19 protein-coding genes and 1 pseudogene are annotated in these 26809 nt (G+C 55.8%); 3 read left to right on the top strand and 17 right to left on the bottom strand.

Translation table 11 applies throughout. The annotated features are described in order from the left end of the window. Positions 1–173: 173 nt before the first annotated feature. On the top strand, positions 174–404 hold the full coding sequence (locus AC6I8C_RS07370) for a SymE family type I addiction module toxin (protein ID WP_497822043.1): 231 nt from the start codon (positions 174–176) through the stop codon (positions 402–404). A gap of 54 nt (positions 405–458) precedes the next feature. Here the strand turns inward: AC6I8C_RS07370 and AC6I8C_RS07365 are convergent, their stop codons facing one another. From AC6I8C_RS07365 to hinT, 17 genes and pseudogenes are all read right to left on the bottom strand, one after another. Next, on the bottom strand, positions 459–869 hold the full coding sequence (locus tag AC6I8C_RS07365; RefSeq protein WP_266308285.1) for an Imm63 family immunity protein: 411 nt from the start codon (positions 867–869) through the stop codon (positions 459–461). 1 nt (position 870) lies between these two features. Next, a complete protein-coding gene (locus tag AC6I8C_RS07360; protein ID WP_497822042.1) occupies positions 871–1554 on the bottom strand; it encodes a TNT domain-containing protein in 684 nt (227 codons plus the stop codon). 33 nt (positions 1555–1587) lie between these two features. Next, positions 1588–1797: pseudogene (locus tag AC6I8C_RS07355) on the bottom strand (DUF6862 domain-containing protein); the annotation flags it as partial. Positions 1798–1807: 10 nt separating this feature from the next. Then, on the bottom strand, positions 1808–2056 hold the full coding sequence (locus tag AC6I8C_RS07350; protein ID WP_497822041.1) for a hypothetical protein: 249 nt from the start codon (positions 2054–2056) through the stop codon (positions 1808–1810). Continuing rightward, the gene (locus tag AC6I8C_RS07345; RefSeq protein WP_497822040.1) at positions 2043–4052 is read right to left on the bottom strand and encodes a VENN motif pre-toxin domain-containing protein; all 2010 of its coding nucleotides are present in this window, start codon (positions 4050–4052) and stop codon (positions 2043–2045) included. Before AC6I8C_RS07345 ends, AC6I8C_RS07350 begins: the two co-directional genes overlap by 14 nt. Before the next feature lie 148 nt (positions 4053–4200). Next, a complete protein-coding gene (locus AC6I8C_RS07340) occupies positions 4201–4821 on the bottom strand; it encodes a hypothetical protein (protein ID WP_497822039.1) in 621 nt (206 codons plus the stop codon). Further along, a complete protein-coding gene (locus AC6I8C_RS07335; RefSeq protein WP_497822038.1) occupies positions 4811–5383 on the bottom strand; it encodes an HNH/endonuclease VII fold putative polymorphic toxin in 573 nt (190 codons plus the stop codon). Before AC6I8C_RS07335 ends, AC6I8C_RS07340 begins: the two co-directional genes overlap by 11 nt. A gap of 93 nt (positions 5384–5476) precedes the next feature. Next, entirely contained in the window at positions 5477–5740 is a 264-nt protein-coding gene (locus tag AC6I8C_RS07330) for a hypothetical protein (protein ID WP_497822037.1), read from the bottom strand. Beyond that, on the bottom strand, positions 5724–16067 hold the full coding sequence (locus AC6I8C_RS07325) for a hemagglutinin repeat-containing protein (RefSeq protein ID WP_497822036.1): 10344 nt from the start codon (positions 16065–16067) through the stop codon (positions 5724–5726). The genes AC6I8C_RS07330 and AC6I8C_RS07325 overlap by 17 nt, the downstream gene beginning before the upstream one ends. Positions 16068–16106: 39 nt before the next feature. Further along, positions 16107–17825 (bottom strand): ShlB/FhaC/HecB family hemolysin secretion/activation protein, encoded by a 1719-nt coding sequence (locus tag AC6I8C_RS07320; protein ID WP_497822035.1) that lies wholly within the window; start codon positions 17823–17825, stop codon positions 16107–16109. Between the two features lie 548 nt (positions 17826–18373). Next, positions 18374–19678 (bottom strand): NAD(P)/FAD-dependent oxidoreductase, encoded by a 1305-nt coding sequence (locus AC6I8C_RS07315; protein WP_497822034.1) that lies wholly within the window; start codon positions 19676–19678, stop codon positions 18374–18376. A gap of 212 nt (positions 19679–19890) precedes the next feature. Then, positions 19891–20433: an alpha/beta hydrolase YcfP gene (gene ycfP / locus AC6I8C_RS07310; RefSeq protein WP_497822033.1), complete on the bottom strand. Its 543-nt coding sequence runs from the start codon at positions 20431–20433 to the stop codon at positions 19891–19893. Between the two features lie 40 nt (positions 20434–20473). Beyond that, positions 20474–21514, bottom strand: a complete 1041-nt coding sequence (nagZ, locus tag AC6I8C_RS07305) for a beta-N-acetylhexosaminidase (protein ID WP_497822032.1) — start codon at positions 21512–21514, stop codon at positions 20474–20476. Positions 21515–21553: 39 nt separating this feature from the next. Then, positions 21554–22336: a thiamine kinase gene (thiK, locus tag AC6I8C_RS07300; protein WP_497823316.1), complete on the bottom strand. Its 783-nt coding sequence runs from the start codon at positions 22334–22336 to the stop codon at positions 21554–21556. Between the two features lie 16 nt (positions 22337–22352). Continuing rightward, on the bottom strand, positions 22353–22952 hold the full coding sequence (gene lpoB / locus AC6I8C_RS07295) for a penicillin-binding protein activator LpoB (RefSeq protein WP_135909237.1): 600 nt from the start codon (positions 22950–22952) through the stop codon (positions 22353–22355). Between the two features lie 11 nt (positions 22953–22963). Next, positions 22964–23332 carry a YcfL family putative periplasmic lipoprotein gene (locus tag AC6I8C_RS07290; RefSeq protein WP_033732268.1) on the bottom strand — a complete coding sequence of 123 codons (369 nt, stop codon included), beginning with the start codon at positions 23330–23332 and terminating at the stop codon, positions 22964–22966. 20 nt (positions 23333–23352) lie between these two features. Next, a complete protein-coding gene (hinT, locus tag AC6I8C_RS07285) occupies positions 23353–23703 on the bottom strand; it encodes a purine nucleoside phosphoramidase (protein ID WP_013357465.1) in 351 nt (116 codons plus the stop codon). A 360-nt stretch (positions 23704–24063) separates the two neighbouring features. On the opposite strand from hinT, the gene AC6I8C_RS07280 reads away from it, so the two are divergent. Further along, entirely contained in the window at positions 24064–25662 is a 1599-nt protein-coding gene (locus tag AC6I8C_RS07280) for an MFS transporter (protein ID WP_497822031.1), read from the top strand. Between the two features lie 3 nt (positions 25663–25665). Then, the gene (bglB, locus tag AC6I8C_RS07275) at positions 25666–26805 is read left to right on the top strand and encodes a beta-galactosidase BglB (RefSeq protein ID WP_497822030.1); all 1140 of its coding nucleotides are present in this window, start codon (positions 25666–25668) and stop codon (positions 26803–26805) included. Positions 26806–26809 lie beyond the last annotated feature (4 nt).

Raw genomic sequence — 26809 nt, 5'->3', positions numbered from 1 at the left:
AGACGCCTCGCAGTTTATTACCTGGCATTAAGCGAGTTTACCCGGCAGAAGGTGTATATTTGAACAGGAGAAAACGGAACAAGAAGAGCACAACGAGAGATTTTTTAGCGCGGGCTGAGGGTGGTGGAACACCAACAGCCCGCTGACCACAAGCAACTATCGAGGAGTTGATTATGGCTGACACCCATCATAAGCCAGAGACGCACACACCCACAACTACCGCCAGCGAATCGCAGGTGCATTATTACAAAGTGGGGTACCGGCCTAATAAAGGCCAGCCGAACCCGCTGCCGCAGTTGACTATTAAAGGCCGCTGGCTGGAAACGCTGGGATTTACGACAGGACAGAAGATCGAAGTGGTCACCGGGCCGGGACAGTTGATCATCCGGCTGGCTGGGGTGTAATCGACAAGTAAAGACATCCCGGCTCGGTAGCCGGGATTAATTGAATTAAAAGTATTAGTAGAGGCTATCGTTGTAAGGGCTGGCAGCAAGAGTTTTTTCAATTTCATCTTCTGCTTTTGATTTCCATGACGAATTCATTTTCGTCATTAGCTCAATATAATTTGGAAAAGCAATACGCCTTCCATCTCTACCCCCAATACGATTTTCTAATTCATATTGAAATGCGATCTTATAAGCAAGCTCTGACATAATCCAATAAAGTAGCTCATCTGTTGAATCTGTAACCTTTCTGGAGAACTCATAACCTCTTTCGGAACAAATGTAATTATACTTTCCGTTCTCAAATGAAATATAAGGAGTTCCATCACCAATAGGAGCTGTACAAAGATTAACTGAAAGCCTTGGCAGGCCTGCTTTGAAAATCAGTTCATCAACTTTCTTTTGCAATTCTTCAATATTTAGCATATTAGTGAACCTCACGGATATATTCATTTTTCAGAAGCCATTCAACATTCACACGCTCTTGCATATTAGGCAGAATCTGAATGCCTCCTCCAGCCTCACCGAAAGCAGGGGCTATTTTTCCTTGTATGACTGGCAAAGGTTTAATGACCTCATATTCATAATATTTTTCTGCGCCCGCTCCAGGAGCAAGAGCGCGCTGTTCATAAGGAGTTCCCTTAGGTGCCAGAAAAGACCCACTTGGTTCTCCATACCTATCCAAACGAGTACCTACAGGAAGCGTTGTTTTTACTGGTTCTTCGGCAAAACCTAATTTTGCAGGCCAGTTCCAGTCTCCACTTTCATTACGGTATTTATTGTACTGTGACCATCCTGAAGCTTCCTCGTCAGCAGCAATTCTATTTGGCTCTGCTGTTCTTCCCGTTGAAGGCTGAGATTGTTGTTTAGCTGAACTCTCTTTTGTCGGTTCCTTAATTACACTTTTCAGCCCATAAGCACCAGCCAGAGCGGCAGTCAGCTCCTGAGTTTGCATTGCTGTATCATAACGGCCAGCTGCCGTTTCCCAGCTTACACCGGAGGCCTGTGCTATTGCTGTGATGGCTTGGTCGCGGCTGATGCTGCCTGCATCCAGTCCCTGCAAAACACCTTCCAGATTTTTCACATCTTGTGGGTATAAATCTTTGTACAATAATGAGTAGGTGGCATTTTCACCGTACTTCTTCAGCGCATCCTGTGCCGGGCCAATCAGAGCACCACAGGCTGCTCCACCTTTATTGCCATCAGTGCAGACCGATTTTATTGCTTTATTACGCGCTTTATCTGACTGATTAATATCTGCCAGTTCTTTCGCTTCAGCCGATGTCAGTTCCTGTTTCAGGTAGTCGCGCTTCGTCTCCAGCTGTTTCTTTCTGTCGGCTTCCTGAACGCTCAGCCAGTTATTCTCAACCCTTGTTGCCCTGCCTTTCTCTTAACTTGCCTTTGAGCCAAATACCGATACCGAGTATTATTCCTCCGATACAGCCTTTTTTAAGAGTATCAGGCAGAACTATTTCCCAGTCGATATTGAAAATACCCACTTTAAAATAGATTATCGCAAGTGCTATTAAATATGCGAGCATTACAGCGCAACAAAGAATGCACATACAATAAAAAATCAATATAAATAGATCCTTGATGTTAATTTTTTCCATTCTTGTCACCTGCATTATTCAGAGCATCTTGTACATTTTTTCCTGTAATCTCGCTCACAGTTCCACCCGTAACTGTCCCTATAATTTCTGCACTTCCTTCTTTGACCACAGGTTTCAACTGTTCTGTAGCAACCTTTCCGGCCACTCCTCCAAATATGGAACCAGCACCAGCGGCAATGGCTGAACCTGTAGGATCTTCACCTTTTATCGCGCTCCCAACCACTGCGCCGCCCACATTGACAGGGGTTGAAACTATAATGCCCTTCCCGGTTGTCGCGGCTGCTGTGACTCCCGCCATAATGACATCGACATAACTGAACGGATCTTTTCCGGCAAGCTGAACGCCAGCATTAACTCCCACACCGATTGCTGCATTAGCCGCCATACCTTTCACAGTCACTCCCAGCACGCTTCCACCAAATATCAGTGGCGCATCGCCGATGCTGGCATTCGATTTATGGTAACCCCAGGTATTCATTATCGACTGAGCCTTGCTCATCGCTTCAGAGTCTGGATTCCGTTTCACATAGTCCTGACCCGACAACAACCCTTTCACCAGTTCCTGTGATACCGCTGAGCCATATTCTTTTTCCATCTCAGCAGCATAAACACGCAGATAACCCGCCAGCTCAGCCCGTTCTGTGCTGTCCATCTGCAACGGGTCTTTAGTGAATTTAGAAACCAGCGCATCGCTGCGTTTGTCGGCATTTTCAAGCTTTATCAGCTCATTAGCCGCCGCCAGTGATTTATCTCCCTGTTTGATTTTCTCAATCGCCTTATCCAGTTTGTCGGAAGATGTGACACTCAGAAAGTTATTCTCAACCGCATTTTTACCCGCCTGCGCGCCCGCCACCGCATTGCCGGCGCTGTCGCCGGCAATGCCGCCCGCAAGGCCCGCCGCCAGCGTTCCCAGCGCGCTTATCGTCTGGCGCTGCTCCTCACTCAGGTCCTCGCGCTTGACCCCCGGATACATCTGCTGCGCGATGTACTCGCCCATCGCCGCGCCCGAGGCACCCGCCAGTGCCGCGTTGCCCGATGCGTATGCCGTCACCGCACCCACCACCGCATGCGCTATCAGGTTCGCCTCAACGTTCACCACGTCCCTGCCGTCGGGGCCTTTCGTGGTCGTCAGCGTATGTATCTGCTCCGCCAGGTACGGTGCCGCCGCCCCGCTCAGCGCCTGGGCCACGTTGCCCCCCGCCAGCCCCTGTATCGCCGCCGTCGCCGCGCTGATACCCTGCTGCACTGCCCCGCCGGTTCCCATTCCGCTGTCCAGCATCGCCCGGTTGTACAGCGTCTGGTACACCTGACCGGTGATGTCGGCCGTGGTGGGTTCATGACCCGGATTCGCCTTCCGCCACTGCGCTTCGGCGTCCTTCCTCTGGTCCGGCGAGATGTTTTTCATCTTCTCAGTAGCGGCCTTTGTCGCCGCTATCTCGCCCTGCGTCCGCGCAATGTCCCCCGCCTGGCTGCCGATTTCCGCCAGCAGCTGCGCCGTCTCCATCCGCCGCTGCTCTTTCTCCTTATCGAAGATTTTATCCAGCCCCGGATTCGCACCCGCCGCGTCGCGGCTCAGGTCCGCCACCTCCTGCGTCTGCTTCGCCTTATCGCGGATAATGAGGGTGCCGTCGCTCACCGCCGCCTTTGTCACCGACGAGGCGCTGCCGCTGCCGTTCAGCCCCGCCAGCAGACCGTTCGCCATGTTGCCTTCGAACTGGCTGCCGATGCTGCCGCCGGTACTCATCCCCACGCTCTGGTGCTCGGTTTTGTAGTCCGCGTGGTTCTCTATGTTGCTGAAGCCCAGCGTGCCGGTGTCGAGCCGGTTTTTATCCGCGCTGGCGATGGAGCTGATAACCGCACCGTTGAGCTGGGTGTGCTCACCGGCCGTCACGTCAAAGCCGCCCTTACCGGCAAAGATGCCCGTCTGTTCGGCCACGCTCTGCCAGTTGCTTTGCATTTTGTCCTGGCTGAGGTTCACGCTCGCCGACCCGGTCATTGAGCCGAAGGTGAAGCTGCCGCCCGCGCTGGCGTTCTGCTGCTTACTGTCGTAGCGGTCGCTGTCCTGCTCTGAGGTCAGCGTCAGGTTGCAGTCCCCGACATACGTTCAAATTCATGTTAAAAATCAAAAATTACCACCACGGCCTTTATGGAATAATTTTATTTACGTCACCAATCATAACAATTTCGGAAGACTTAAAATCCTCATCACCTAAGAGAATAAATACTACTGAACCTTGAGAAAGAATATAATCCATAACTTTACCAAATGAGTTTTTCTGTATAACCGAAATAAAACAACCCTCATCAAAACATGAATCAGAAACAAGAAAATAAAAACCTTTTTCCTTGTATGATGTCGTCATGATCATGTCAGATAAATTTTCAAATTCCAACTTAACAAACCCACATAGCTTTATTTTCTTATCTCTAACTAAAAATACATTTCTTCTTTCTTTGAGGAAAAAATAATTCTTACAGCTATATGGCTTTAAACCCCAAAACCCTTTATGTCGGTTTATTTTTGTATCATCTAACCAAGGCGCTAATTCACCATAGAAATAGAGTGATTTTTTTTCAGATGGGTAATCGAACCACTTCAACATGTCACTTAAAATCTGGTAATAGCCATCATTTCTATTGCTGCTATTTATTTCAAAGCTGACAGCTTTATAATCACCAGTTAATTCATTGATGTAATCAAAGCAGATAACATCATTATCTTTCTTGATGCTATCTGTCTTTCTTATCTTATATTCAATAGTCATAATGGTTACCTAAATCGTCATTAAAATGCGGACCTCTATTTTGGGGATCATTATCACCAAAAAAATGGCCTTTAGCATCATCTCTAATAATTATAGTTTTGATGTTTCCATTTTCATCCCGTGTATCAAACTCATAATTTTTACCGGGCTGTAACTTACCACGGCGATCATAATTAGGAGTTACTCTATCCGGGTGTTTTGATACAGGTATACCAGACTGTCTCTTCGCCTCATTGAAAGCACCTGAGCGACCAGCCCCTTCAGGAGAAAGATTTGCAGGCTTGTCCCCTTCAGCCAGATAAGCCAGATCATCCTTATTTTGTGTGGGAATCGGCGTTACCGTGGTATTGCCTCCCGTATCCGGCAGACCATCCGTATTCCCGGTATTGCCTGGTCCCTGCTCACCAGACCGATCCGGCGTGACCAGTGAAGTTCCTTTATTTTCATCCTGCGCCGGGTTGACCAGCTTACCACCCATCAGGTCATCATTAACCGGCACGGTTTCAGTTTTGCTGCCTGCTCCGTTCGTATGCTGCTGGCTCTGCGCCGAAACTATTGCCATCAGCACGCAACTGGGATTTGCCCGGCAGGACGAATCAAGTCCTTCCTTAACTGCTGTAAAAAAATCCCGGCTAAATTCGACCAGTTTTTTTGTTTATTCTGAATCTGATAGGTGGGATTTTCTGGCTTTTCGCTCATCTATTTTAGCGAAGATCCATGATCTAAGAGCCGCTGCTGTTCCTGCAATAACACTTACGACCACAACATGCTCAATATCTGATCGCTCAAAACTTACCTTATCGGTCATTATGAGTTCTACCATTACCAGAGCCAGAGAGAAAAAGATCAAACAGCAAAAAACCATGTATGAAATGCTTAAAATTAGTAAGCCTACTGTCGGCTTATTTTTTCTTCTCATTAACTCGATCCTTAACAGCATTGCTAATAAATTCTCCTCCTGCAGCCCCGATAATATCACCAACTGGAACTGAACCTGGGCCTAATACAGGACTAAACACAGGGGGGGCAATTACACCAACAGCTGTACCAAATGCCCATCCAGCACTTGTGCCAGTTAACGCGCCTTTATCAGGACCATCAGTAAATATAGTTCCTCCCAATGATATTCCCAGATTACCGCCTACCCCGCGCCCCGGAGCCAATCCCCCCGTCACTGCCGCGGAAGCGCTGCCCCAATAATCCCAGGTTTTTTGCTGATTTTCAGGCAAACTCTGGTTCTTAATACTGTTTATATCAAACCACTGATATGTTCCGTTCGCTATTTCTGCGATTACTGCACCACCCACGACCTTACCTATCGACGCCGCCGGGCCTAAATACCACGCACCCGCAATCAATACACCATCTTTATAACCGTTTACGATAACTTTGGTTATATTTGCCCCTTCAGGCATATCACCTTTAACATTTTTACTCATTGCCGCGTTGATCTCTTCCGGTGTCGCTCCTGCACCTTCCATTGACGTCCCAAGCGTTGAGGCTGCACTACCATAACTGTTCAACCCTGACGGCAGATTGAACATGTCGTTGTTCTCAGAAGTATTTTTTCCTGCCTGAGCCCCTGCAACAGCTGAAGCTCCACTGTCTCCGGCAAGGCCGCCCGCCAGCCCACTTGCCAGCGTACTCAGAGTTGATATGGTCTGCTTTTGCGCCTCATCCAGTTTGCTATAGTCATCCGTACCGTACAGCGTTTTCGCTATCACGGAAGTTACGGCGGAGGCGGTCGCGGCACCTGCCGCTCCGCCCAGCGCTGAGTTACCAGATGCCTGCGCCACTACTGCGCCAACTACAGCATGCGCCATCAGGTTGGCTTGCGGGTTGCCTTCCGTCAGTTTATGAATCTGCTCCGCCAGGTACGGCGCGGCCGCGCCGCTCACGGCCTGCGCCACGTTGCCTCCCGCCAGCCCCTGTATCGCCGCCGTCGCCGCGCTGATACCCTGCTGCACTGCCCCGCCGGTTCCCATTCCGCTGTCCAGCATCGCCCGGTTGTACAGCGTCTGATAGACCTGTCCGGTGATGTCGGCCGCGGTCGGCTCCTGACCCGGATTCGCTTTGCGCCACTGCGCTTCGGCATCCTTCTTCTGGTCCGGCGAGATGTTCTTCATCTTCTCCGTGGCCGCTTTCGTCGCCGCAATCTCGCCCTGCGTCCGCGCAATGTCGCCCGCCTGGCTGCCGATTTCCGCCAGCAGCTGCGCCGTCTCCATCCGCCGCTGCTCTTTATCCTTATCGAAGATTTTATCCAGCCCCGGATTCGCACCCGCCGCGTCGCGGCTCAGGTCCGCCACGTCCTGCGTCTGCTTCGCCTTATCGCGGATAATGAGGGTGCCGTCGCTCACCGCCGCCTTTGTCACCGACGAGGCGCTGCCGCTGCCGTTCAGCCCCGCCAGCAGACCGTTCGCCATGTTGCCTTCGAACTGGCTGCCGATGCTGCCGCCGGTACTCATCCCCACGCTCTGGTGCTCGGTTTTATAGTCCGCGTGGTTCTCAATATTGCTGAAGCCCAGCGTGCCGGTGTCGAGCCGGTTTTTATCCGCGCTGGCCGCTGAGCTGATGACCGCACCGTTGAGCTGGGTGTGCTCACCGGCCGTCACGTCAAAGCCGCCCTTACCGGCAAAGATGCCCGTCTGTTCGGCCACGCTCTGCCAGTTGCTGTGCATTTTGTCCTGGCTGAGGTTCACGCTCGCCGACCCGGTCATCGAGCCGAAGGTGAAGCTGCCGCCCGCGCTGGCGTTCTGCTGCTTACTGTCGTAGCGGTCGCTGTCCTGCTCTGAGGTCAGCGTCAGGTTGCGGCCGGTGTCGACCTTCACGCTATCGCCGCGCACCTGTGCGCCCGACAGCGTGGTGTCGCGCCCGGCGTTCAGGCTCAGCCCGTTGCCCGCCGTGAGCGTGGTCCCGGTGTGGGTCAGCCCGTTGCCGTTTGCGCGGCCTTTACCCGCGTTGACGCTGGCCGACACGCTGATGCCGTAGCCGCCCGATCCGGCAGTCAGCCCGATGCCGGCGCTGCCGCCCCTGCTGCTGCTGGTGCTGTCGGTGCGCTCGCTGTTCTGCGCAGAGAGCAGGCTGATGTCATTTTTCGCCGTCAGCCCGAGGTCGCCCCCCGCCTGCAGCTGACTGCCCTGCACGAGGATATCGCCCGCGCTGCCCGGCTGCGCACCGGTGGCGGTGATGTTCAGATTACTGCCCGCGCCCAGCGTACTGCCCTGCGCCTCGCGGCTTTCAGAGCGGGTCTCGCTTTTCGACGACTGGCTGCCGTAAGAAAGACTGATGCCGATCGAGTTGGTGGAGCCTTCTTCATAACCTTTGTCGCCCGGCTTCAGGCCTGCGGCGGTGTTTCTGGCGTTCGCCGCGTCGGTCTGCGCGCCGTCCATCTGGTAAGCCTGCGCGGCCTGGGCCGCCGTCAGCGCCGCTTTGGTGCCCTGCAGCGCCTTCAGCCGGCCATCATCGCTCTGATCAGCGGTGCGGGCGGTCTGAACCGTCGTGTTCAGCGCCGCGCCCACCGTCCCGGACAGCGCCAGCGTCAGGCCGCTCTGTTTCTGCTCGGTCTTCGTCAGCACGGTATGGCTGTTTTCGGCTGCGCTGACGGTCACGTCGCTGCCGCTCAGAGAGAGATCGTTACCGGCGATGACGTCGCTGCCGTGCACGGTAAGCTGATTACCGGCGCTGAGGGTCACGCTGCCATCGCTGCTGCCCACCGTACTGCCCCGGTTAAGTGCACCGCTGGCGTCGGTGCTGCTCTTCTGCATCGCCTGCCCCACGGTGAAACCGATGCCGCCAGTGCCCATCAGGCCCGATTTTTTCTCCTCACGCTGATGCACTTCATCACGCGTTTCTGTGGCGGTCGTGATGCTGAGATCGCGGCTCGCGGTCAGCGCCACATCCTGCGTACCGGCGACGTTGCTGCCGGTCACGGCAATGTCGCGGCCCGCCTGAAGCCGGACGCTGTCGCCGCTCAGCGTGGTACTGAGCGCCTCGCTGCTGTGCAGCTCGTCGTGGGTCTCCAGGCTGCTGCCCGACAGCAGCCCTTTGCTGGACTGCCTGCTGTGTTCGGTGAGATCGGTACGGCTGTTGCCCGCGCTGAGCACGATGTCGCGTCCGGCACTGGCGGTCAGTGCCCCGCCCGCCGTGACGTCCGCTGCCGTAGCGCGGATATCCTGTCCGGCACTCAGCTGCAGCGCGCCGCCGGCGGTGATGCGTGTCCCGGCATCGTTCTGCTGTGACAGGCGACGGTAGTTGCTGCTGTTCCAGCTGTCGTCTTCACTGTGCTGCGTGCTGAGGGTGCCGAGCGTCAGGTCATTGCCCGCCTGAATCGTCGTGGTACTCTTCTCTCCGGCGTTGCCGATATCGCTGGCGGCCAGAGTGATATTGTTCAGCGCGCTCAGCGTCAGCGCACCGTCACTGCCCTGCACGTAGATACCGGCCGGACGGTCGATCCAGCGGTCGGTGCCGTCGCCGCGCAGCGTGGACTGGCTGGTAATATCCCGTCCGGCCAGCAGCGACACCTGCTTATCACCGCTGATGACGCCGCCGAGGTTAGTGATATCCTGACGGGCGGTAAGATTAACGGTGTTGCCGCTGATGTAACCGCTGTTGGTCAGCGACTGCGCCGTCAGCTGCGTCACATCGCGTCCCTGAATGGTCCCGCTGTTGGTGATGTCGTTACGGGCGTTCAGCGCCACGCTACCGCCCCCGATCAACGCGCCGTCGCCGGTTAAGTCACCCTGTTTTACCTTCGCATAAACCTGCGGCACCAGCACGGTCTGCTGTGTGCCATCCGCCAGCGTTACGGTCTGGTTCACCAGCCAGACGATGTCGCTGGTGAGCAGTGCCATCTGTGCCGGGGTCAGCGCCACGCCGAGTTCCAGGTTGTAGGCTTTGCCAAAGGCTACCCCATTATTCATCAGCCCGCGATACTGATCTTCATCGCTGCCATACCCGCTGATATAGCGGTTCCCGGTCAGCTGAATAATCTGATCACGCACCAGCCGCTGCTCGTAATAACCATCACCCAGCCGCTTCAGAATCCGGCTGCTGTCGGTGGTCAGGGCATTCTGCATATAGTCGCTGCTGAGCCACTGTTTCTGATTCACAAAGCGCGGATCGGTCTCAACCAGGTAGTGGCTGTCACTGCCGGGTTGCAAATGGTAGAGGCTGTTATCCGGCAGACGGATGTCCGGTGAGACGGCGCGGATCACCGGCGTAATCGTCTGTCCGTCGACCACCGTGGCGGGCAGCGTCAGCGAGAACTGCTGCCCGGCAGGTAACAGCAGCGGCCGGTCTTTGAGGCTGCCGAGTTTGTCCAGCGTCAGTGCGCTGTCATAGCGCAATCCGGCGGGCAGTAAGGTACTGCCGCTATCCGTGGCACTCAGCGCCACGGCGGTAACCGCCTGCTGAAGAGAAGGCGAGCCAATACTGTCGGCCTGCGCAGTGACACCCTGCTGCTGCCGGTTGCCGGTCTGATAGCCATTGCCCTGCGGCGCGGCATTCGCCTGCCAGCTCAGCGTCTGCAGATCGATGGTTTCCGTTACGGGGGCCGGGCGATAGGTTTTCCGATCCTTGCCCTGCGAGGTTTCGGTCCCGCCAAATTTCTTTTTCTTCTTCTTCGCGTACCAGCGCACCGATTTCCCGTCGTCCGTGGTGACGCGCGTTCCTTTCGTCGCCTGATTATTCAGCTCGCCTATCTGTCCGCCCAGCACGGCCCCGGCGACGATCTGGCTGTCGTGGTTGTTGAGACGGCCGGCGCTAAAGGTCATGTTGCCGCCTGACAGGATTTTGCCCGGATCGCTCTCCTGGATCTGGGTTTCTTTCACTACCCTTCGGTAGTCATACTCATAAAACTCGCTGCCGCTGGTGCCATCCGGCATTTTTGCCGTGTGCACGCCATATTTATTTTTTTTGCTGGTGTCCACTTTGGCCCAGTCGAAGCGGTCAGTATGGCCTTTGAGCACCGCATCATGATGCTGGCTATCTTCAGTCGTAACGACCTGCGTGGTCAGATGACGGTTGGTATTGTTGATTTCCGCCATGCTGATCGTGGCATCCTGCCCGGCCTCAATGGTTGCCCCGTCATTGTTGAGCTGCTGCCCCTGTCCGGTGGCCTGATAATTCGCATCCAGCTGGCCGCCAATATGCAGATCGCCATCACTGTAAATCAGCGCATGGTCACGATTATTCAGGGTGCCCGCCCCGATATCCAGCCGCTGTCGGGCAGCAATCACCGCCGCTTTGCCCTCTTCGCTGAGGTTATTGAGCAGCGAAGCCGCAATGGCAATGTGATCACCAAAGATGCGGCCGGTGCCGCTGTTATTCAGGACGCCCGCAACCAGGTGTGTCAGTCCGCCGTCAATCAGACCGCGATTATTCAGGGTATCCGCTGCCGTGATGTCGGTCTGTCCGCCGCTGATCTCACCACCTGCCTGATTGTTGATGTTCTGTGCGGTCAGGAACAGCGATTGCTGGGCCGCGAGGGTGCCGTCGTTGATGACGTCACCCCCTGTCGTCAGGCGCAGTGTGCCGTTGGCTTTGACCGCCGAGGTATTGTGGAAATCACCCGCCAGGGTGATGCCAAGATCACCCTGCGATAACACCTGCCCGTCGCCGCTCAGTGCAGCGGCGTTGATCTGCGCTTCGTGATCGGCGATCAGGGTGCCCTGCTGGTTGTTGATAGTCAGCGTCTGACCCGGCGCATTATTGATGGCCAGCATCCGACGCTGCTGGATTTCAGAAGCCGCAGACCGGGCTGGCGCACTCTGCTGGATGGTCAGGATATCGGCGGAAGAAATCAGCCCGCTGACGTTGTCCAGCGCCTGCTGCACGATCAATGCCAGCCGCTGATTTGCACGTAACGCACCCTGGCAGTTATCCAGGGTATCGGCTTCGAGGGTTAAGCTGCCCGCTTCGATCCCTTTGCCGCTCTGTCGGGTATCGCGGTTGATCAGCGATGGCGTGGTAATCGTCATCTGCTGGCCGCCCTGAATCATCCCGCTGCGGTTATCCAGTTGCTGGCTCAGCAACAGTAAGCCGTCACCGACGCTTTGCACCAGCCCGTCACTGTTGGTGAGCTGACCTGCCGTCAGTGATAGGGTGCCTGCCGAGAGGAGTTTGCCTGTCTGATTAAACAGCGCATTTTGTCCCGCATTGAGCGTCAGATCGGTGCCGCCCTGTATCTGCCCCTGCTGGTTATCCAGCGCGCCACTGTCGATGTGAAGGTTACCGCCACTGGCAATCAGTCCGCGCTGGTTAGCCAGCGTCTGGCCGGACGTGTTAAGGGTGATATCCCCCGCCGACTGCAGTTTACCGTCACTGTTTTTCAGTGCCTGACCGCTGAACAACAGCCCGCCATTGCCTGCGACCTGTCCCTGGCTGTTGTTCAGTTCACTGGCGCTGAGTGATGCCTGCTGTCCGGCGGCAATGAAACCCGTCTGGTTATCAATCGCACCACTGCGCAGATCCAGACTGTTCAGAGCAACGATGCCACGCTGGCTGCCACTGTCGCGATTGATCAGGGTTTGGCCCTGGGTGTCCAGCGTCATGTCGCTGCCGGCCTGTAACAGACCGCGCTGGTTCTGCAGCTCGCCACTGGTGAGATCAAGCCGTCCTTTACCGCCCGTCAGCGTGCCGGACTGGTTGTGAATGTCGCCTGCCGCAATCTGTGCCCCTTTGCTGCCGGTGATAAAGCCGCGCAGGTTATCCAGCGTGCCGCTGTAGAGCTTCAGGATGCCCGCACTGAACAGACCGCCTGCCGCTCCACTGTCACGGTTAATGAGATCGTTGCCATGGGTATCCAGATGGAGATCGCCGCCCGACTCAATCCTGCCTGCACGGTTGTTGAGCAGCCCGCTGTCCAGTTGCAGGGTGCCTTTAGCACCCAGTTGACCCTGTTGGTGGTCGAAGGTCTGCTGATGAGTGTCGATACGAATATTCTGTCCCAGCATCACCCCGCTACGGCCATCAATCTGGCCGCTGGAGATCAGCAGATCGCCGCCTGCAACAATGCCACCGCGTTCGCCGCTGTCGCGGTTATTCAGTTCGCCGCCCTGGGTGTTGACGGACAGCGCCTCACCCGACTGAAGCAGGCCGCGCTGGTTATCCACGCTGCTGCTTTCCAGCATTAATCCATGATCGGCATTAATAATCCCATCGACGTTGTTCAGTCCACCGCTGGTGAGCCGCATAGTGCCCGCCGAGACCAGCGAGCCCGTGCTGTTATCAAGATCACCACTGCTGATATGCAGATTAGCCCCCGCAATAACGCCGCCTGATGCCGCATTATTCAGCGCCTCTCCGTGTGTATTAAGCTGCATATCACCGCCGGACTGCAGTCGCCCGCCGCTGTTATCCAGCGCGCCACTGCTCAGCAATAGTTCGCCTCTGGCGCTGAGCAAAGCAGACCTGAAATCAGCGGACTGACCCTGCGTATCGATCACCAGGTTTTGTCCCTGAATGACGCCGTGATCACCGGCTAACTTTCCGGTTGAGAGTTGCAGATTGCCGCGCGCCACAATGCCCCCGCGATCGCCGCTGGCGCTGTTATTCAGCTGCGCGCCGTGAGTATCCAGTGAGAGCGCCTGACCCGCTTGTAATAAGCCTCGCTGATTGTCGAGCGCGCCGGTCTTCAGCGTCAGCGCCCCATCAGACATCAGTGTGCCGTCAATGTTGGTCAGCAGGCCGCTGCTGATGTTGGCCGCCGAGGCAGCGGCGATGACGCCGTTCTGGTTATCCAGGTCGCCACTGTTAAGGGCAAGTGCGCCACCGCTGATTATCCCTGCTTTACCGCTGTCACGGTTAATCAGCGCCTGTCCGTGGGTATCAAGTGTCAGATCGCCGCCTGACTGGATCAGACCGCTGTGATTGTCCGTTGTCCCGCTGGAAATGCTGAGATCGGTACGGGCGACCAGGTTACCGCCAGTATTGTTCAGTTCACCCTGCTGCGTGTCGATGGTCACGCCGTGGCCAAGCAGGGTTCCACGCTGATTATCCAGCGCCTGACTGCGCAAAGTGACCTGCTGGCCCGCTTCGATGCGACCCTGGGTGTTATCAATAGCCTCGCGGGTCTTCAGCGTAGCGTCACCGCCAGTTGAAGCAATCAGGCCCTGCTGATTATTCAGGCTTGCGCTGGTGAGTTGCAGATTGCGACTGGCCTGCAGCGCGCCCTGTACGTTCGTCAGGGTTTCCTGAACCTGCAGTTGCAGATCGCCGCTGCCCGCCGCCAGTAGCGTCCCGCCACTGTTATCCAGGCTGGCTGATGTGACGCGCAGATTACCGCCGCTCTCTATCCGTCCACCACGGTTGTCTGCATCACCTGAAACCGCAATCGCCATCTCGCCTGTGCCACTCTGCGACAGCAGACCCTGATGGTGATCCAGCGTGCCCGCCGTCAGCGTCAGCGCCTCTGCCTGGGTATGTCCCTCTGAGAGATCGATCCTGTCACCGCTGAGCGTTAACGCACCCGCTGACAGCAGATTGCCCTGATTGCCTTCCAGCCGGGTCGCCTTAAGGGTCAGCGCGCCGTTGCCCGCCAGCTGCACCGTGCCGCCCTGATTATCCAGCCATGGCGTATCAAACTGCAGCGAATCACCGTTGCCTGCGATGAGTCCACCGCGATTTTCAATGTGCTGTGCCTGCAGCCGGGTATCGCCTTCATTGCTCAGCGTACCCTGATTGTTGAGTAATGAACCGGTGGAGAGAGTCAGCGCTTCACGGTTCTGCTGGCGCAGCAGACCGCGATTGTTACTGACGTTTTGGGCTGTGATGGCCAGGCTGCCAGCAGACAGTTTGCCATCATCATTGTTAAGCGCTGTTGCGGCCTGGATCGCGAGCGTGCGGCCCGCTACCGTTGCCCCCTGGGTACGGATATCCGCCTGGGTGGAGGTCAGCGCAATCGCATCGGCTGAGGTATGACTGCCGGCCAGATCGACCCGGCTGCCCCGCGCCTGAATCTGGTCATTCGCCAGATTTTTACCCTGAGCTTTCAGCTCGCCCTGACTGGTCAGCAGCAGATTGCCGGGCTGACTCAGTGTACCGTTGCCGTCAACGCCTGCCGCCAGCGTGCTTTCAGCGCTACTCTGCAGGGTGCCGGCAGAGAGCGTGGCGTTTCTGCCCGCGCTCACCAGACCGCTGTTTCGCAGCGTACCGCCGGACGTCAGCGTAACATCCTGCTGTGAGACGATATTCCCGCGGTTATCCTGGTCGCCATTGCTGGCTATCTGCAGTGCGGCCTGACTTTGCAGCGTGCCGCTGTTCTCCAGTCGGCCATCTACCGTCAGATGCAGCTCACCGGCGCTGGCCCCCAGTTCACCGGCATTCCGCACGCCAACGCCCTTTTCAGTCCCGGTCAGGGTAATTTTATTGGCATACATGCCGCCAATTGCCGCCACATCGAGCGCAAACTCAGGCCGTGTCGCCCCATCATCCGCTTTAACCGTCGTGACGTTACCTTCAGTCGCGACCTGGTTCCTGCCCGTGACCACATTAAGTTCACGGGCATGCACTCTGGCGTTCACCGCTACCGACTGCGCAATGATCTGGGTGTAGTCCGCATCGCTGTCATTCAGGCCTTTACCTTCGATATTGATGCGGCCGCCATTCACATCGAAGCCTTTAAGCTGACCATTTTCGATCAGCGCCTGCCCGGTGGTGAGCGTATTGCGGCTGGCATTGATAAATCCGCAGCCGTTACAGGTGATGCCTGAAGGGTTAGCAATCACTACCGCCGCTCGTTTACCCGCCACTTCGATAAAGCCGTTCAGTTGGCTCGGGTTACGGCTGTTCACCTCATTGAGGATGACCGTCGCTTCCTGCTTTGACAGCCAGGGGTTTGCCGCAACCATGCCGCCCAGTTGAGTCGCGGTGTTCTGATGACTGTTGTTCAGGATTGCGCCACGCGCATCGACGTCGAGCTGGCTGTACTGATTGCGGGAAACGCCCTGGCTGTTGGGCGTCTGAATGTTAATTTGCGGCAGACCGTTGGCAGTGGCTATAACGGTAGGCTGCTGGCTGCCCGGCGCGCTGCTGTCGGCCACAATGTTAGCCTGCGCTGGCAGGCTGATTACCCCAGCCGCCAGCCAGAGTGCAAAGCTGAGCGGTGAGATCCTTACCCGTGTCTCTGACAGTGAGGTGCGTTTCGGGCTGCGGGCAACGCGCGAATAGCCGCTGCGGGTGATGTCGGACACCACCATTAACATGCCGCGAGCCCGGTTGAAAATAATGCGATAGCAAAGTTTATTCATAATGCGCACAGTCCATTGTCAGCAATATTGATAAAGGATTTAGTAATTCCAGTTCACGCTAAAACCAAACGTTACAGGATCGGTTTTGAAGCCGTCCGGTTTCGACAGAGGCATTCCGGCAAACAAGTCGTAACTGACACCGGCGGGCGTGATGCCGCCGCGCAACCCGATGACGCCACCCGCCAGATGACGTCCCAGTGGCCCACCCTGTGAGGCACTGTTGCCCCCTACCTCGCCATAGTCGGCACCCAGGTAGAGTTCCTGCGCAGGCAGCGGTGTCTGCCAGGCCAGCGTGTTCTGAACGGTCCAGCCCCGGCTGGCACTCAGGGTGCGTTCACCATCAAAACCGCGCACGGTCCAGCGGTTGCCAATCGCGAACTCATCCTGCGGAGTCAGCGGGGTGTTGCTCATCTGGCGACGATATTGGATGTTGTAACTTAAATGCTGACTACCCAGCGCGAACGGCGTGGTGAGTCCCGCCTGCCAGGTCAGAATTTTTGATAGCGCGGTGGCATAGGTGGAATCCTGATATGACTCCTCCCAGGCCGGCAGCGCGCCGAACCAGCGCGTGCCGCGCTGATAACTGACACCGGCGTCCAGCGTGGCGGCGCCGATATAGTGCCGGTGCGACAGGCCGAGTCGCCATGCGCTGGTACGGCGCTGCTGGCTGGTAATTTCGGTGTCGTTGATGAAGTTGCGTGACGCTTTGACCAGCACATCAGCGCTGACGGTGGTTCTGGCGGTCGCATTGCGGTAGATCACCCGACTGGCCTGAACATCCAGCGATCGGCTCTTACCGGCATAGAGAAAATCGCGGCTGTAACCGGCAACCGTCTGATGATAATCGTAGTCGCTGGCGGTAACGCCAAACAGCCAGTAGCCCAGAGGTACCGAGTAGTGTCCTGACAGACTTTTGCTGCTTTTTCTGCCCGCAAATCCCAGGTCGCGGCTGGCGGTCAGGTAGAAGAGATCGCTGAGGGAGGTGGGATTATCCAGCGCCAGCATGATCCCGCTCTGGTAACGCCCGGTACTTTCGGTGCCCGAGTCATCCAGCCATGCGCCGAGTCGCCAGAAACGACGCTGCGTGCGTTCAATCACAATGTCACTTTCCCCCGGATTGAGACCAGGGCGCAGCGCCATGTGCGCCTCTACCGTCGGCAGACGCTGCAGGTTCTCCAGCCCCTGTTCAATATCCCGCAAATCCAGCAGATTGCCGGCATGAGCGGGTAATGTCGGCCACAGACTGACGTAGCGTGATGAGGCGGGTGACAGTTCCACATTGCGGATCCGGCCGGGCACAATCAGCAGCTGCAGCACGCCCTGACGCAGATCCTGCTGCGGAGCCAGTACGCGCGTTGTCACCCAGCCGTGATTAATCAGCCGGTTTTGCAGCGTGCCCATTAACTGGCTAATCCCTTTTACGCCGAGACAGTGGCCATTCGCCTGACTGGCGAGACGTTGCAGAGGCACCCAGTGCGGCAGCGCTTCCTGCCCGGACAGGCTGACCTTCTGAATAACAAAACAGGGGGTTTCCTGCGGAAACTTAAGACGGGAAGGTGACGGAACCGTTTCTGAGAGACGCACATCAGGCACCTGCGGCATCAGCCGCTGCTGACGCGCTTTCTGTTGCGCCTGCTGATGCTGCAATTGCTCATCACCGGGTGCCGCCTGCACCGTGTGCACTGCCAGGGCGTTGATCAGCAGCGCACCGGGCAGAAGTGCCAGCGCTGCGAGAAGTCCATTTTTATCGGGCCGCATAACCTGTCCATGTGGTTAAGATGTTACAAAATGTATATAGCTGCTTACTCTGCGCACATTATGCCGCCGCAATCTTAAATCTCAAGAAAGAATGCAGAAAAAATTACATAAAACTTACAATAGAAAACTGCGCGCCCCATTTAAAAACGTACCATCTCTGACCAGAAATCCGCTTATAGCAGGGACAGAGGCCTGTTCAACCGCGCATCAGCCCGTGTTAAATCGTCGACGCAGTAAGCCTGGTGAAGCCTGCAGCCCGGATATTCCGACTTAAGTGGATGGCGGACACGCTGGAAAGAGGGTCCACGATTAAATCTGACCACCCGGACTTACCTCTTATTTAAGATGGCACGTAAATCCAGCCCCCCTTCCCTGTAAGCTGGCGATCGCCACAGGAAATTCATTAAGTCGTGTTAATCAATGTATTAATGCTGGCGAGATGAAGGTTTTTTTCTGCTGCCGGCATCGGTTTCAGCCTCTTTTCAGGGCATAAAAAAGCCCCCTCAGAATGGAGGAGGCTCAGCCTTTACCAGATTAAGCGCAGTTGCTTAGTGCAGCTTAAGCCGCGGGCGGATAACCCGGTTGATGCTGCCGACCAGCATCATCAGGCCGGTTTTAAAGTAGCCATGCAGTGCGATCTGGTGCATACGATAAAGAGAGATGTAGACAAAGCGCGCAATGCGCCCTTCCACCATCATCGAACCGCGCATCAGGTTGCCCATCAGGCTGCCGACCGTACTGAAGCGGGAGAGCGACACCAGCGAACCATGATCTTTGTAGACATAAGCCTTCAGCGGTTTGCCCTGGCGCTGAGCAAGGATATTGTCCATTGCGCGTGAGGCCATCTGGTGCGCTGACTGGGCACGAGGCGGAACAAAGCCGCCGCCCGGCAATGCGCAGGAGGCGCAGTCGCCAATGGCGTAGATGTCATCATCCAGCGTGGTCTGCAGCGTCTCTTTCACCACCAGCTGATTGATGCGGTTGGTTTCCAGTCCGCCAATCTCTTTCAGGAAGTCCGGCGCTTTAATGCCCGCCGCCCAGACCATCAGATCGGCTTCAATAAACTCACCGCCTTTGGTATTCAGGCCATTCTGCTCAGCGCTGGTAACCATAGTCTGCGTCAGAACGCGCATGCCCAGTTTGGTCAGCTCCTGATGCGCTGCAGCAGAGATGCGCGGTGGCAGTGCAGGCAGAATACGTTCGCCCGCTTCGACCAGCGTTACGTTCAGCGCTTCGCGTCCCAGCCCTTTAAAACCGTAACTGTGCAGCTGTTTGACCGCATTGTGCAGCTCCGCTGACAGCTCAACGCCCGTTGCGCCGCCGCCTACGATGGCGATGTTAACTTTCTCGACCTTGCCTTCGCTGGCAGAGAATTTCAGGAACAGGTTGAGCATTTCATTGTGGAAACGGCGTGCCTGATGTGGGTTGTCCAGGAAGATGCAGTGATCTTTGACGCCCGGCGTGCCGAAATCATTTGAGGTGCTGCCCAGCGCCATCACCAGCTGGTCATAAGACACTTCGCGCTGTGGCACCAGCACTTCACCCTGTGCGTTCAGCACTTCGGCCAGACGGATCACTTTGCGGCTGCGATCGATGTCGGTAAGCGAACCCAGCTGGAACTCGAAACCGTGATTGCGGGCATGAGCAAGATAGCTCAGCGCATCAATGCCTTCATCCATCGAACCGGTAGCAACTTCGTGCAGCAGAGGCTTCCACAGATGGCTGTGGTTACGATCCACCAGGATAATCTCGGCCTTCTTTTTACGACCCAGTTTATGGCCCAGCTGCGTCGCCATTTCCAGGCCGCCCGCTCCCCCTCCGACAATAACAATTCTTTTAACAGACGTAGTCAACAAAGACCCCCTCAAATTGTGAACCAAAAGTTAACCAAAGGTTAAATTAAACCTTAAGAAACATAGGGTTGGCGAAGTTAAAATCGCTATCTGCTCGCAGAATAGCATGGCGGGAAGAGGAGAACATAAGAATATTGATATACATCAAAGCGAGGAAATAAAACTCGGATAATTACGTAATGAAAACAGGCACCTTGCGGTACCTGGCCTGCTTAACCTAATGTTTTGAAAGCTTTTATCCGCTGAAGATGTGGGGATATGTTTTTGAATTTATGCCCTTCTGTCTCGTCCCAGACAATTTCATAGAAAGGATGCAGCTGCTCGGCGGTGCGCTGGCTGTCCAGCGCCTCATCCTGACGGGAGAGAATGGTCAGACAGCGGTCACGATTGCGTTCGCGAAAATCGCTGACGCATTTGGTGGCGATGTCCTGATACTCTTCAGGCCGGTCGATCTTCCCTTCCATGTTCTCCTGCGGAAAGAGGTTGGGATTGAAGATTGCCTGCCGGATACCACACAGAAAACCGATGCGCTCTGACCAGAAGCCGCCCAGCCCGACGCCGCAAATCAGCGGACGATCGTCGTCGGACAGCGTCAGCATTTTATCGGTCTCTTTCAGCAGAAACTGCATGTCATGTTTAGGATGGCGGGTGCTGTAACTGAGCAACCTGACATCAGGATCGATAAATTGCAGTTGCAGCACCTTTTCGTGATTGCCCGGACTACTGGAATCAAAACCGTGCAGATAGATGATCATGATAATCCTCAGGTTAGTGATAGCGCCGGGCAGTCACTGCTTACCACGACGCTTTGTGAGCCAGCCAGCGTTCCTGAAGTGCACTCAGTTGCTGGGCATTGTTTTTCCAGCGATGCGTTGCCTGCAGCTCATCGCGGGTGAACCTGCCCTGATGATACAGCTGCGTAACCCGCTCTGACCCGACCGGGATCAGGTTATCCAGCACGTTAATGGCACCCTGACGCTGATTGCAGACCAGAATCATGTCACAACCGGCAGAAAGAGACTGCTGCGCCCGCTCAGGATAGCTGCCCATCACGGCGGCGCCCTCCATTGAGAGATCGTCGGAGAAAATCACGCCGTCGAAGCCCAGTTGCTCACGCAGCACGGTTTTGAGCCAGTAGGGCGAACCACTGGCGGGCAGGGGATCAACGTCGGTGTAGATGACATGTGCAGGCATAATCGCATCCAGTGCCTGCTCGGTAATGAGCTTGCTGAAAATCGCCATGTCATGCTCACGCAGCGTCTTTTCATCACGTGGATCGCGTGGCGTCTCTTTATGCGAATCAGCGCTGACCGCGCCATGTCCCGGGAAATGTTTGCCGGTCGTTTTCATGCCTGCCTCATGCATCCCCGCAATAAAGTGGCGGGCAACAGCAAGCGCGATGGCCGGATCGGCATGGAAAGAGCGATCGCCAATCGCAGCACTGATATGACCAATGTCGAGCACCGGCGCGAAGCTGATATCGATATCCATGGCAATCATCTCGGCTGCCATCTGCCAGCCCGCCTGCTGCGCCATTTCACCGGCGGTTTCTGCATCGTGAAGCGCCGCAAAAGATTGCATGGCGGGCAGTTGGGTAAAGCCGTCACGGAAACGCTGCACGCGACCGCCCTCCTGGTCCACCGCAATCACCAGCCGGGTGTGAGAGGCCGCGCGGATCTGCCGCACCAGCTCTGCCAGCTGGGACGGGTCGTGATAGTTTCGGGCAAATAAAATTAAGCCGCCTACCAGCGGATGCTTAAGGATCTCGCGCTCTTCGCCATCCAGTTCATAGCCCTCAACGTCGAGCATCAGCGGGCCGGGTAAATGTGATCTCATAACCTGAATCCTGTAGCATTACGCACCTGCATAACGCGATTAAATCTGTTCCCAGCTCTGTCGGGCCAGCTGGTGTAATGTGTCGTCGTCACCCTGACCGGCACGCAGCTGATACCAGCTGGCCATCAGCAGACGCAGCCACGGCTGCCAGCGTCTGACCTGCTGCACCAGCACCGGAAGCGACAGCTGCATCGCTACGGCGTAATCTGCCAGCCAGTCGGTCTGATGCTGCGGATCGCTGGCACAGACGGCCGCCAGCTCCAGCGCCACATCGCCATCAGCGGCATATTCCCAGTCGATCAGACGCAGGCCCTCCGGGCCCTGTATGATATTTCCGGCATGCAGATCCATGTGCAGCGGTGCCAGCCTTAATGGCTGAGGTTCACCCTGCTGCGTCAGACGTCTGAGCGCCCGCAGCCAGCGGTGATGCCGCTGTGGCGAGAGCTGCCAGTAGCGCCATAACAGCGGCAACAACTGCAGGCGATAGCCGGTTAACGGCTGCTGATGCAGCTGCCGCAGCAGTGCCACAATCTGCGGACGCTGCTGGCTGAAGCGTTGTTCATCCAGCGCGTCGCCTGCGCACCAGGTCAGCACAATGCCCTGACGATGACCAGCAACGGGCTGCGGTGCCAGTCCGCTGGCTTGCATTTTTCGTAACAGCCGGAATTCGCGCTGCCGATCCACAAATGGAATTGCCGGTTGTGGCGCCGCCCGCGCGATGAAGGTACCGCGCGAGCTGACAATCTTCTGACTGTGACCGGTCAGACCGGCCAGCGGGATAGTTGATACCTTTCCTGGCTCGCCGGTCGCCTGCTGAATTATCCGCTGAAAGACGGGATTAATTCTGTGCAATGCCGTTGCCGGACCAGATGATCTCACCGGTCTGAACCAGCATCAGCTGCATCTGCAGAGTTGGCGCTTTAACATCGCCGCGTGCGTTACTGTAGAGCACATACTGGGCATTAACGTTGCGTGCCAGACCAATCGCTTTGCTGCGCGAGTTCAGGCTGTCATCCGGCGATAATCCCAGCGTTTGCTTGGCCTGCGCCAGCTGATCGGCAGAAACCAGCGTGAATTTGCCATTGTTGTTCAGCGCATTCTGGATAGCCGCTGTTGCTTTCTCGCTTTGCAGCGCGCCATTGGTGCTGTTTTTGATGCGGTCGACCAGCAACACGCTACCCGGCTCGGCGCTGGCGGCCTGCAACATCTGCGCCACCAGCGGCTGTACGCTGGCATCCCAGTTGATAGTGACCAACTTCGGTGGCTGTGGCACAGGCTGAGGCTGCGGTTGTGGCACCGGCTCAGGTTGCGGAACAGGCTGCACCGGCTCGGCTGGCTGGGTCGGTTCAACCGTGGCGGGCTGCTGCTGTTTCACTACACAGCCGGTCAGAATGAGCGCCATCAGGAGCGCTCCGGTACGATTAACACTGCGTATCACGTAGAAAATCCTTAAAGATAGAGATAAAGACGAACCTTGCTGGCAGTCAGGTTACCCAGCTGCGAGGTGGCGACAATACTGCCCTGCGCCGGAACGGTAACGGTCTGCGCCGGTTCCTGCGGGGTGATTTCCAGACCTTTGTCGTCATACCAGTAATAACGATAGTGCACAACGACCGGTGTTTCGCGCTGATTATAGAGCACGCTGGTGGCTCGTTTCAGTCCATCGTTCTCATCCAGCGTCGGTTCATCGGTAATGATCCCTGCTGACAGCACAGAAGACTCCATCACCAGCGACTGTGAGGTATTGATCATCGGTTTTTCACTGCTGCAGGCCGTCAGGCAGAGCAGGATCGGCAGGCCAGTCAGCCAGGATCGCATAGCTTTTTTCCGTTATCAGGTCAGTCTGAGAGCATCGGGCCCAGCGGTTCGCCGCCCAGCAGATGCATATGGATGTGATAGACCTCCTGACCACCATGTTGATTGCAATTCACAATCAGCCGATAACCATTCTGATCGATCCCTTCCTGACGGGCGATTTTCGCTGCGGTGGTAAACATACGTCCCAGCGCATGCTCATGGGCCGCTTCCGCCTCGTTGACCGTTGGGATCAGCACATTTGGCACGATTAAAATATGGGTCGGTGCTTTAGGCGAAATGTCGCGGAAAGCCGTAACCAATTCATCCTGATAAACCACATCAGCGGGGATTTCGCGGCGGATAATTTTACTAAAAATGGTTTCTTCAGCCATGGTGCAATTCCTTGAGCCTGAGTCGTAATCAATCAGTATGCGGGAGAAATTTGTTTTCTTTCAACCTCAGTACCACTTTTCTTGCATTGTTCGCCTGCCTTTGCAGCAGCTCCTCTCCTCTGTCACCTGAACAGCATTCCAGATGCTCGCAAGCTGCCTGCCATACCAGTAAAATGAAACGCTGTTTTATAAATTAGAATTTCGCCACCCTTTTCTTTATATGGCTGCCACTTCAGCCCAGGCGTTAGCCAAATTGCGAAGGTTTAGCCGCCCGGTCAGCTCTACTTTGCTAACCAGTCCGGGTGAGAAGTCCGGCGTCACCAGGGATATACCGCCATATAACATCAAGGAGCATTAGCCATGCGCTCACGTAAAATTGGTCTTGGCCACTATCTGGCCTATGGTTCCGGAGATTTTCTCGGAGCAGGCACCACGGCGCTCACAGCCGCCTGGTTACTCTATTTTTATACCACCTTCTGTGGATTAACCCCGATTCAGGCCACCTTAATCTTTGCTACCGCTCGCGTGCTGGATGCCGTGGTCAGCCCGCTCATGGGCTTTATTACCGACAACTTTGGCTCAACCTGGCTGGGCAAACGCTTTGGCCGCCGCAAATTTTTTATCCTGTTAGGCATACCCTGTGTATTCAGTTATAGCCTGATGTGGGTCAGCGACATGAGCTTCTGGTGGTATCTCTGCACCTACCTGCTGTTTGATATCGTCTACACCATGATCCTGGTGCCTTATGAAACGCTGGTCCCGGAAATGACTGACGATTTCAAACAGAAAACCCGGTTCTCCGGCGCGCGTATTGGTCTGGCGCAGCTCTCAGCCATTCTGGCCGCATTTCTACCCGGCATTTTACTGGGTATGCTGGGCAAAGATAATCCTGACTCCTTTTTCTACGCCAGCCTGGTGTTCTCGGTAATCTGCGCACTGGTGCTGACGCTGGTGTGGTGCTTTACCTGGGAACGTCACCCGGATGATTTCTCTGCCGAGTCGCGCCGTGCTGAGCAGGAAAAACAGCAGCTGACGCTGATGCAGAATCTTAAACGGCTCTATGTTGAGCTGGCCTCAACTTTGCGTATTCGCATCTTCCGCCAGCACCTTGGCATGTACCTCGGCGGCTATATCGCCCAGGATGTTTTTAATGCCGTCTTTACCTGGTATGTGGTGTTTGTGCTGATGCAGAGTGCTCAGGTTGCCTCCAGCCTGATGGGTACCATGGCAGTACTGCAGTTTATTGCTGTGATGGCGATGATCCCGCTCTGTATCCGCATGGGGCCTGCACCTGCCTATCGTCTGGTGGCCATCCTGTTTGGCCTGGCGTCACTCTCCTATGCCGGATTGTGGTATGCCGGCATGAACGACAACATGTCACTGCTGTTAGTGATCTCTGCCCTGGCAGGTCTGGGACGTGGCGGCATTAACTATGTGCCATGGAACACCTACACCTATATCGCGGATGTCGATGAGGCCATCACCGGTCAGCGCCGTGAAGGCATTTTTGCCGGCATTATGACCCTGACGCGTAAAGCGTCGCAGGCGGGTGCCGTCATGCTGGTCGGTATCGTGCTGCAGCTCTCTGGTTTTGTCTCTGGCCAGGCAACCCAGGTACCCGGCGTCAGCCACACTATCCTGGCGATCCTGAGTATCGGTACAGTGGCCGTTCTGGCCTGCGGCTTTATCGTGTCACTGCGCTTTAAACTTAATCTGCAGACCCATACTGTCCTGCGCCAGGAAACGCTGAAAATGCGTGAAGCGGACCGCATCGTGCCGGAAAGCATCACCCCGGAAGCACGCGGGATAGTTGAAACACTGGCTGGCATGCCTTACGAAAATCTGTGGGGCAACAATAACATTGGCTTCCTTAACCGGAATAAGCCAGCGCCGGAAAAATTGTCCGCGCACCCCTCTTTACACCCTTCTATAAACCCGACCTTAAAACGACAGGAATAAACCATGACTGTATTTCCCGTTAAACACAGCAAATTATTGTGCCAACCTGAGCATCTGCTGCCACGCAGCGAACTGGTACAGCTGATTCAAAAGCTGACACAAAATCTGGTTAACATCACCGATGAGACAGGCGAATTTTTATTGCGGCTGGACGATGGCCGGGTGATTGATACTAAAGGCTGGGCGGGTTGGGAATGGACACATGGCATCGGTCTGTATGGCATGTTGCACTACTATCAGCAAACCGGCGACCAGCAGACGCTGGCGATCATTGATGAATGGTTCACTGAGCGTCTGGCGGAAGGAACGCCGACCAAAAATGTGAATACCGTTTGTCCTTTTCTGACGCTGGCCTACCGTTACGAAGAGACCGGGAACCCCGCCTGGGTGCCGGTGCTGGAGCGCTGGGCAGAATGGGTTATGTATGAGATGCCGCGTACCGAACAGGGCGGCCTGCAGCACATTGTCTATAACAACGAAAATCCACAGCAGCTCTGGGACGATACGCTGATGATGAGCGTAATGGCGCTGGCTAAGATTGGACAGTTGCTGAAACGTGATGAGTGGGTTGAGGAAGCGAGCTACCAGTTCCTGTTGCATACCCAATATCTGATGGATCGCGAAACCGGCTTATGGTTCCACGGCTGGAACTTCGATGGCCGTCATAACTTTGCTGATGCACGCTGGGCGCGTGGCAACAGCTGGGTGACGATTGTGATTCCTGACTTCCTGGAGATGATGAACTGGCCTGAGCATCACGCTACCCGCCGCTTCCTGCAGCAGGTGCTGGAGACCCAGGTCAAAGCGCTTAAGACCTGTCAGCACAGCAGCGGCTTGTGGCACACTCTGCTTGATGACCCAGACAGCTACCCGGAAGCCTCCGCCACGGCAGGATTTGCCTATGGCATTCTGAAAGGGGTTCGCAAGCGCTATCTCCCCGCGGAGTATCTGGAGGTAGCAGAAAAAGCGCTGCGCGGCGTGATTGCGAATATCGATGACGATGGCGAGCTGAAACAGGTTTCCTTTGGAACCGCGATGGGCTGTGACCTGGACTACTATCGCACTGTCCCTCTCACCTCAATGCCCTACGGTCAGGCGATGGCCCTGCTCTGCCTGACTGAGTATCTGCGCGTTTACCTGTAACACG

Source organism: Pantoea sp. X-Soil-YNGN-844, assembly GCF_059730595.1.
This window is presented reverse-complemented; position numbering and strand designations above follow the sequence as displayed.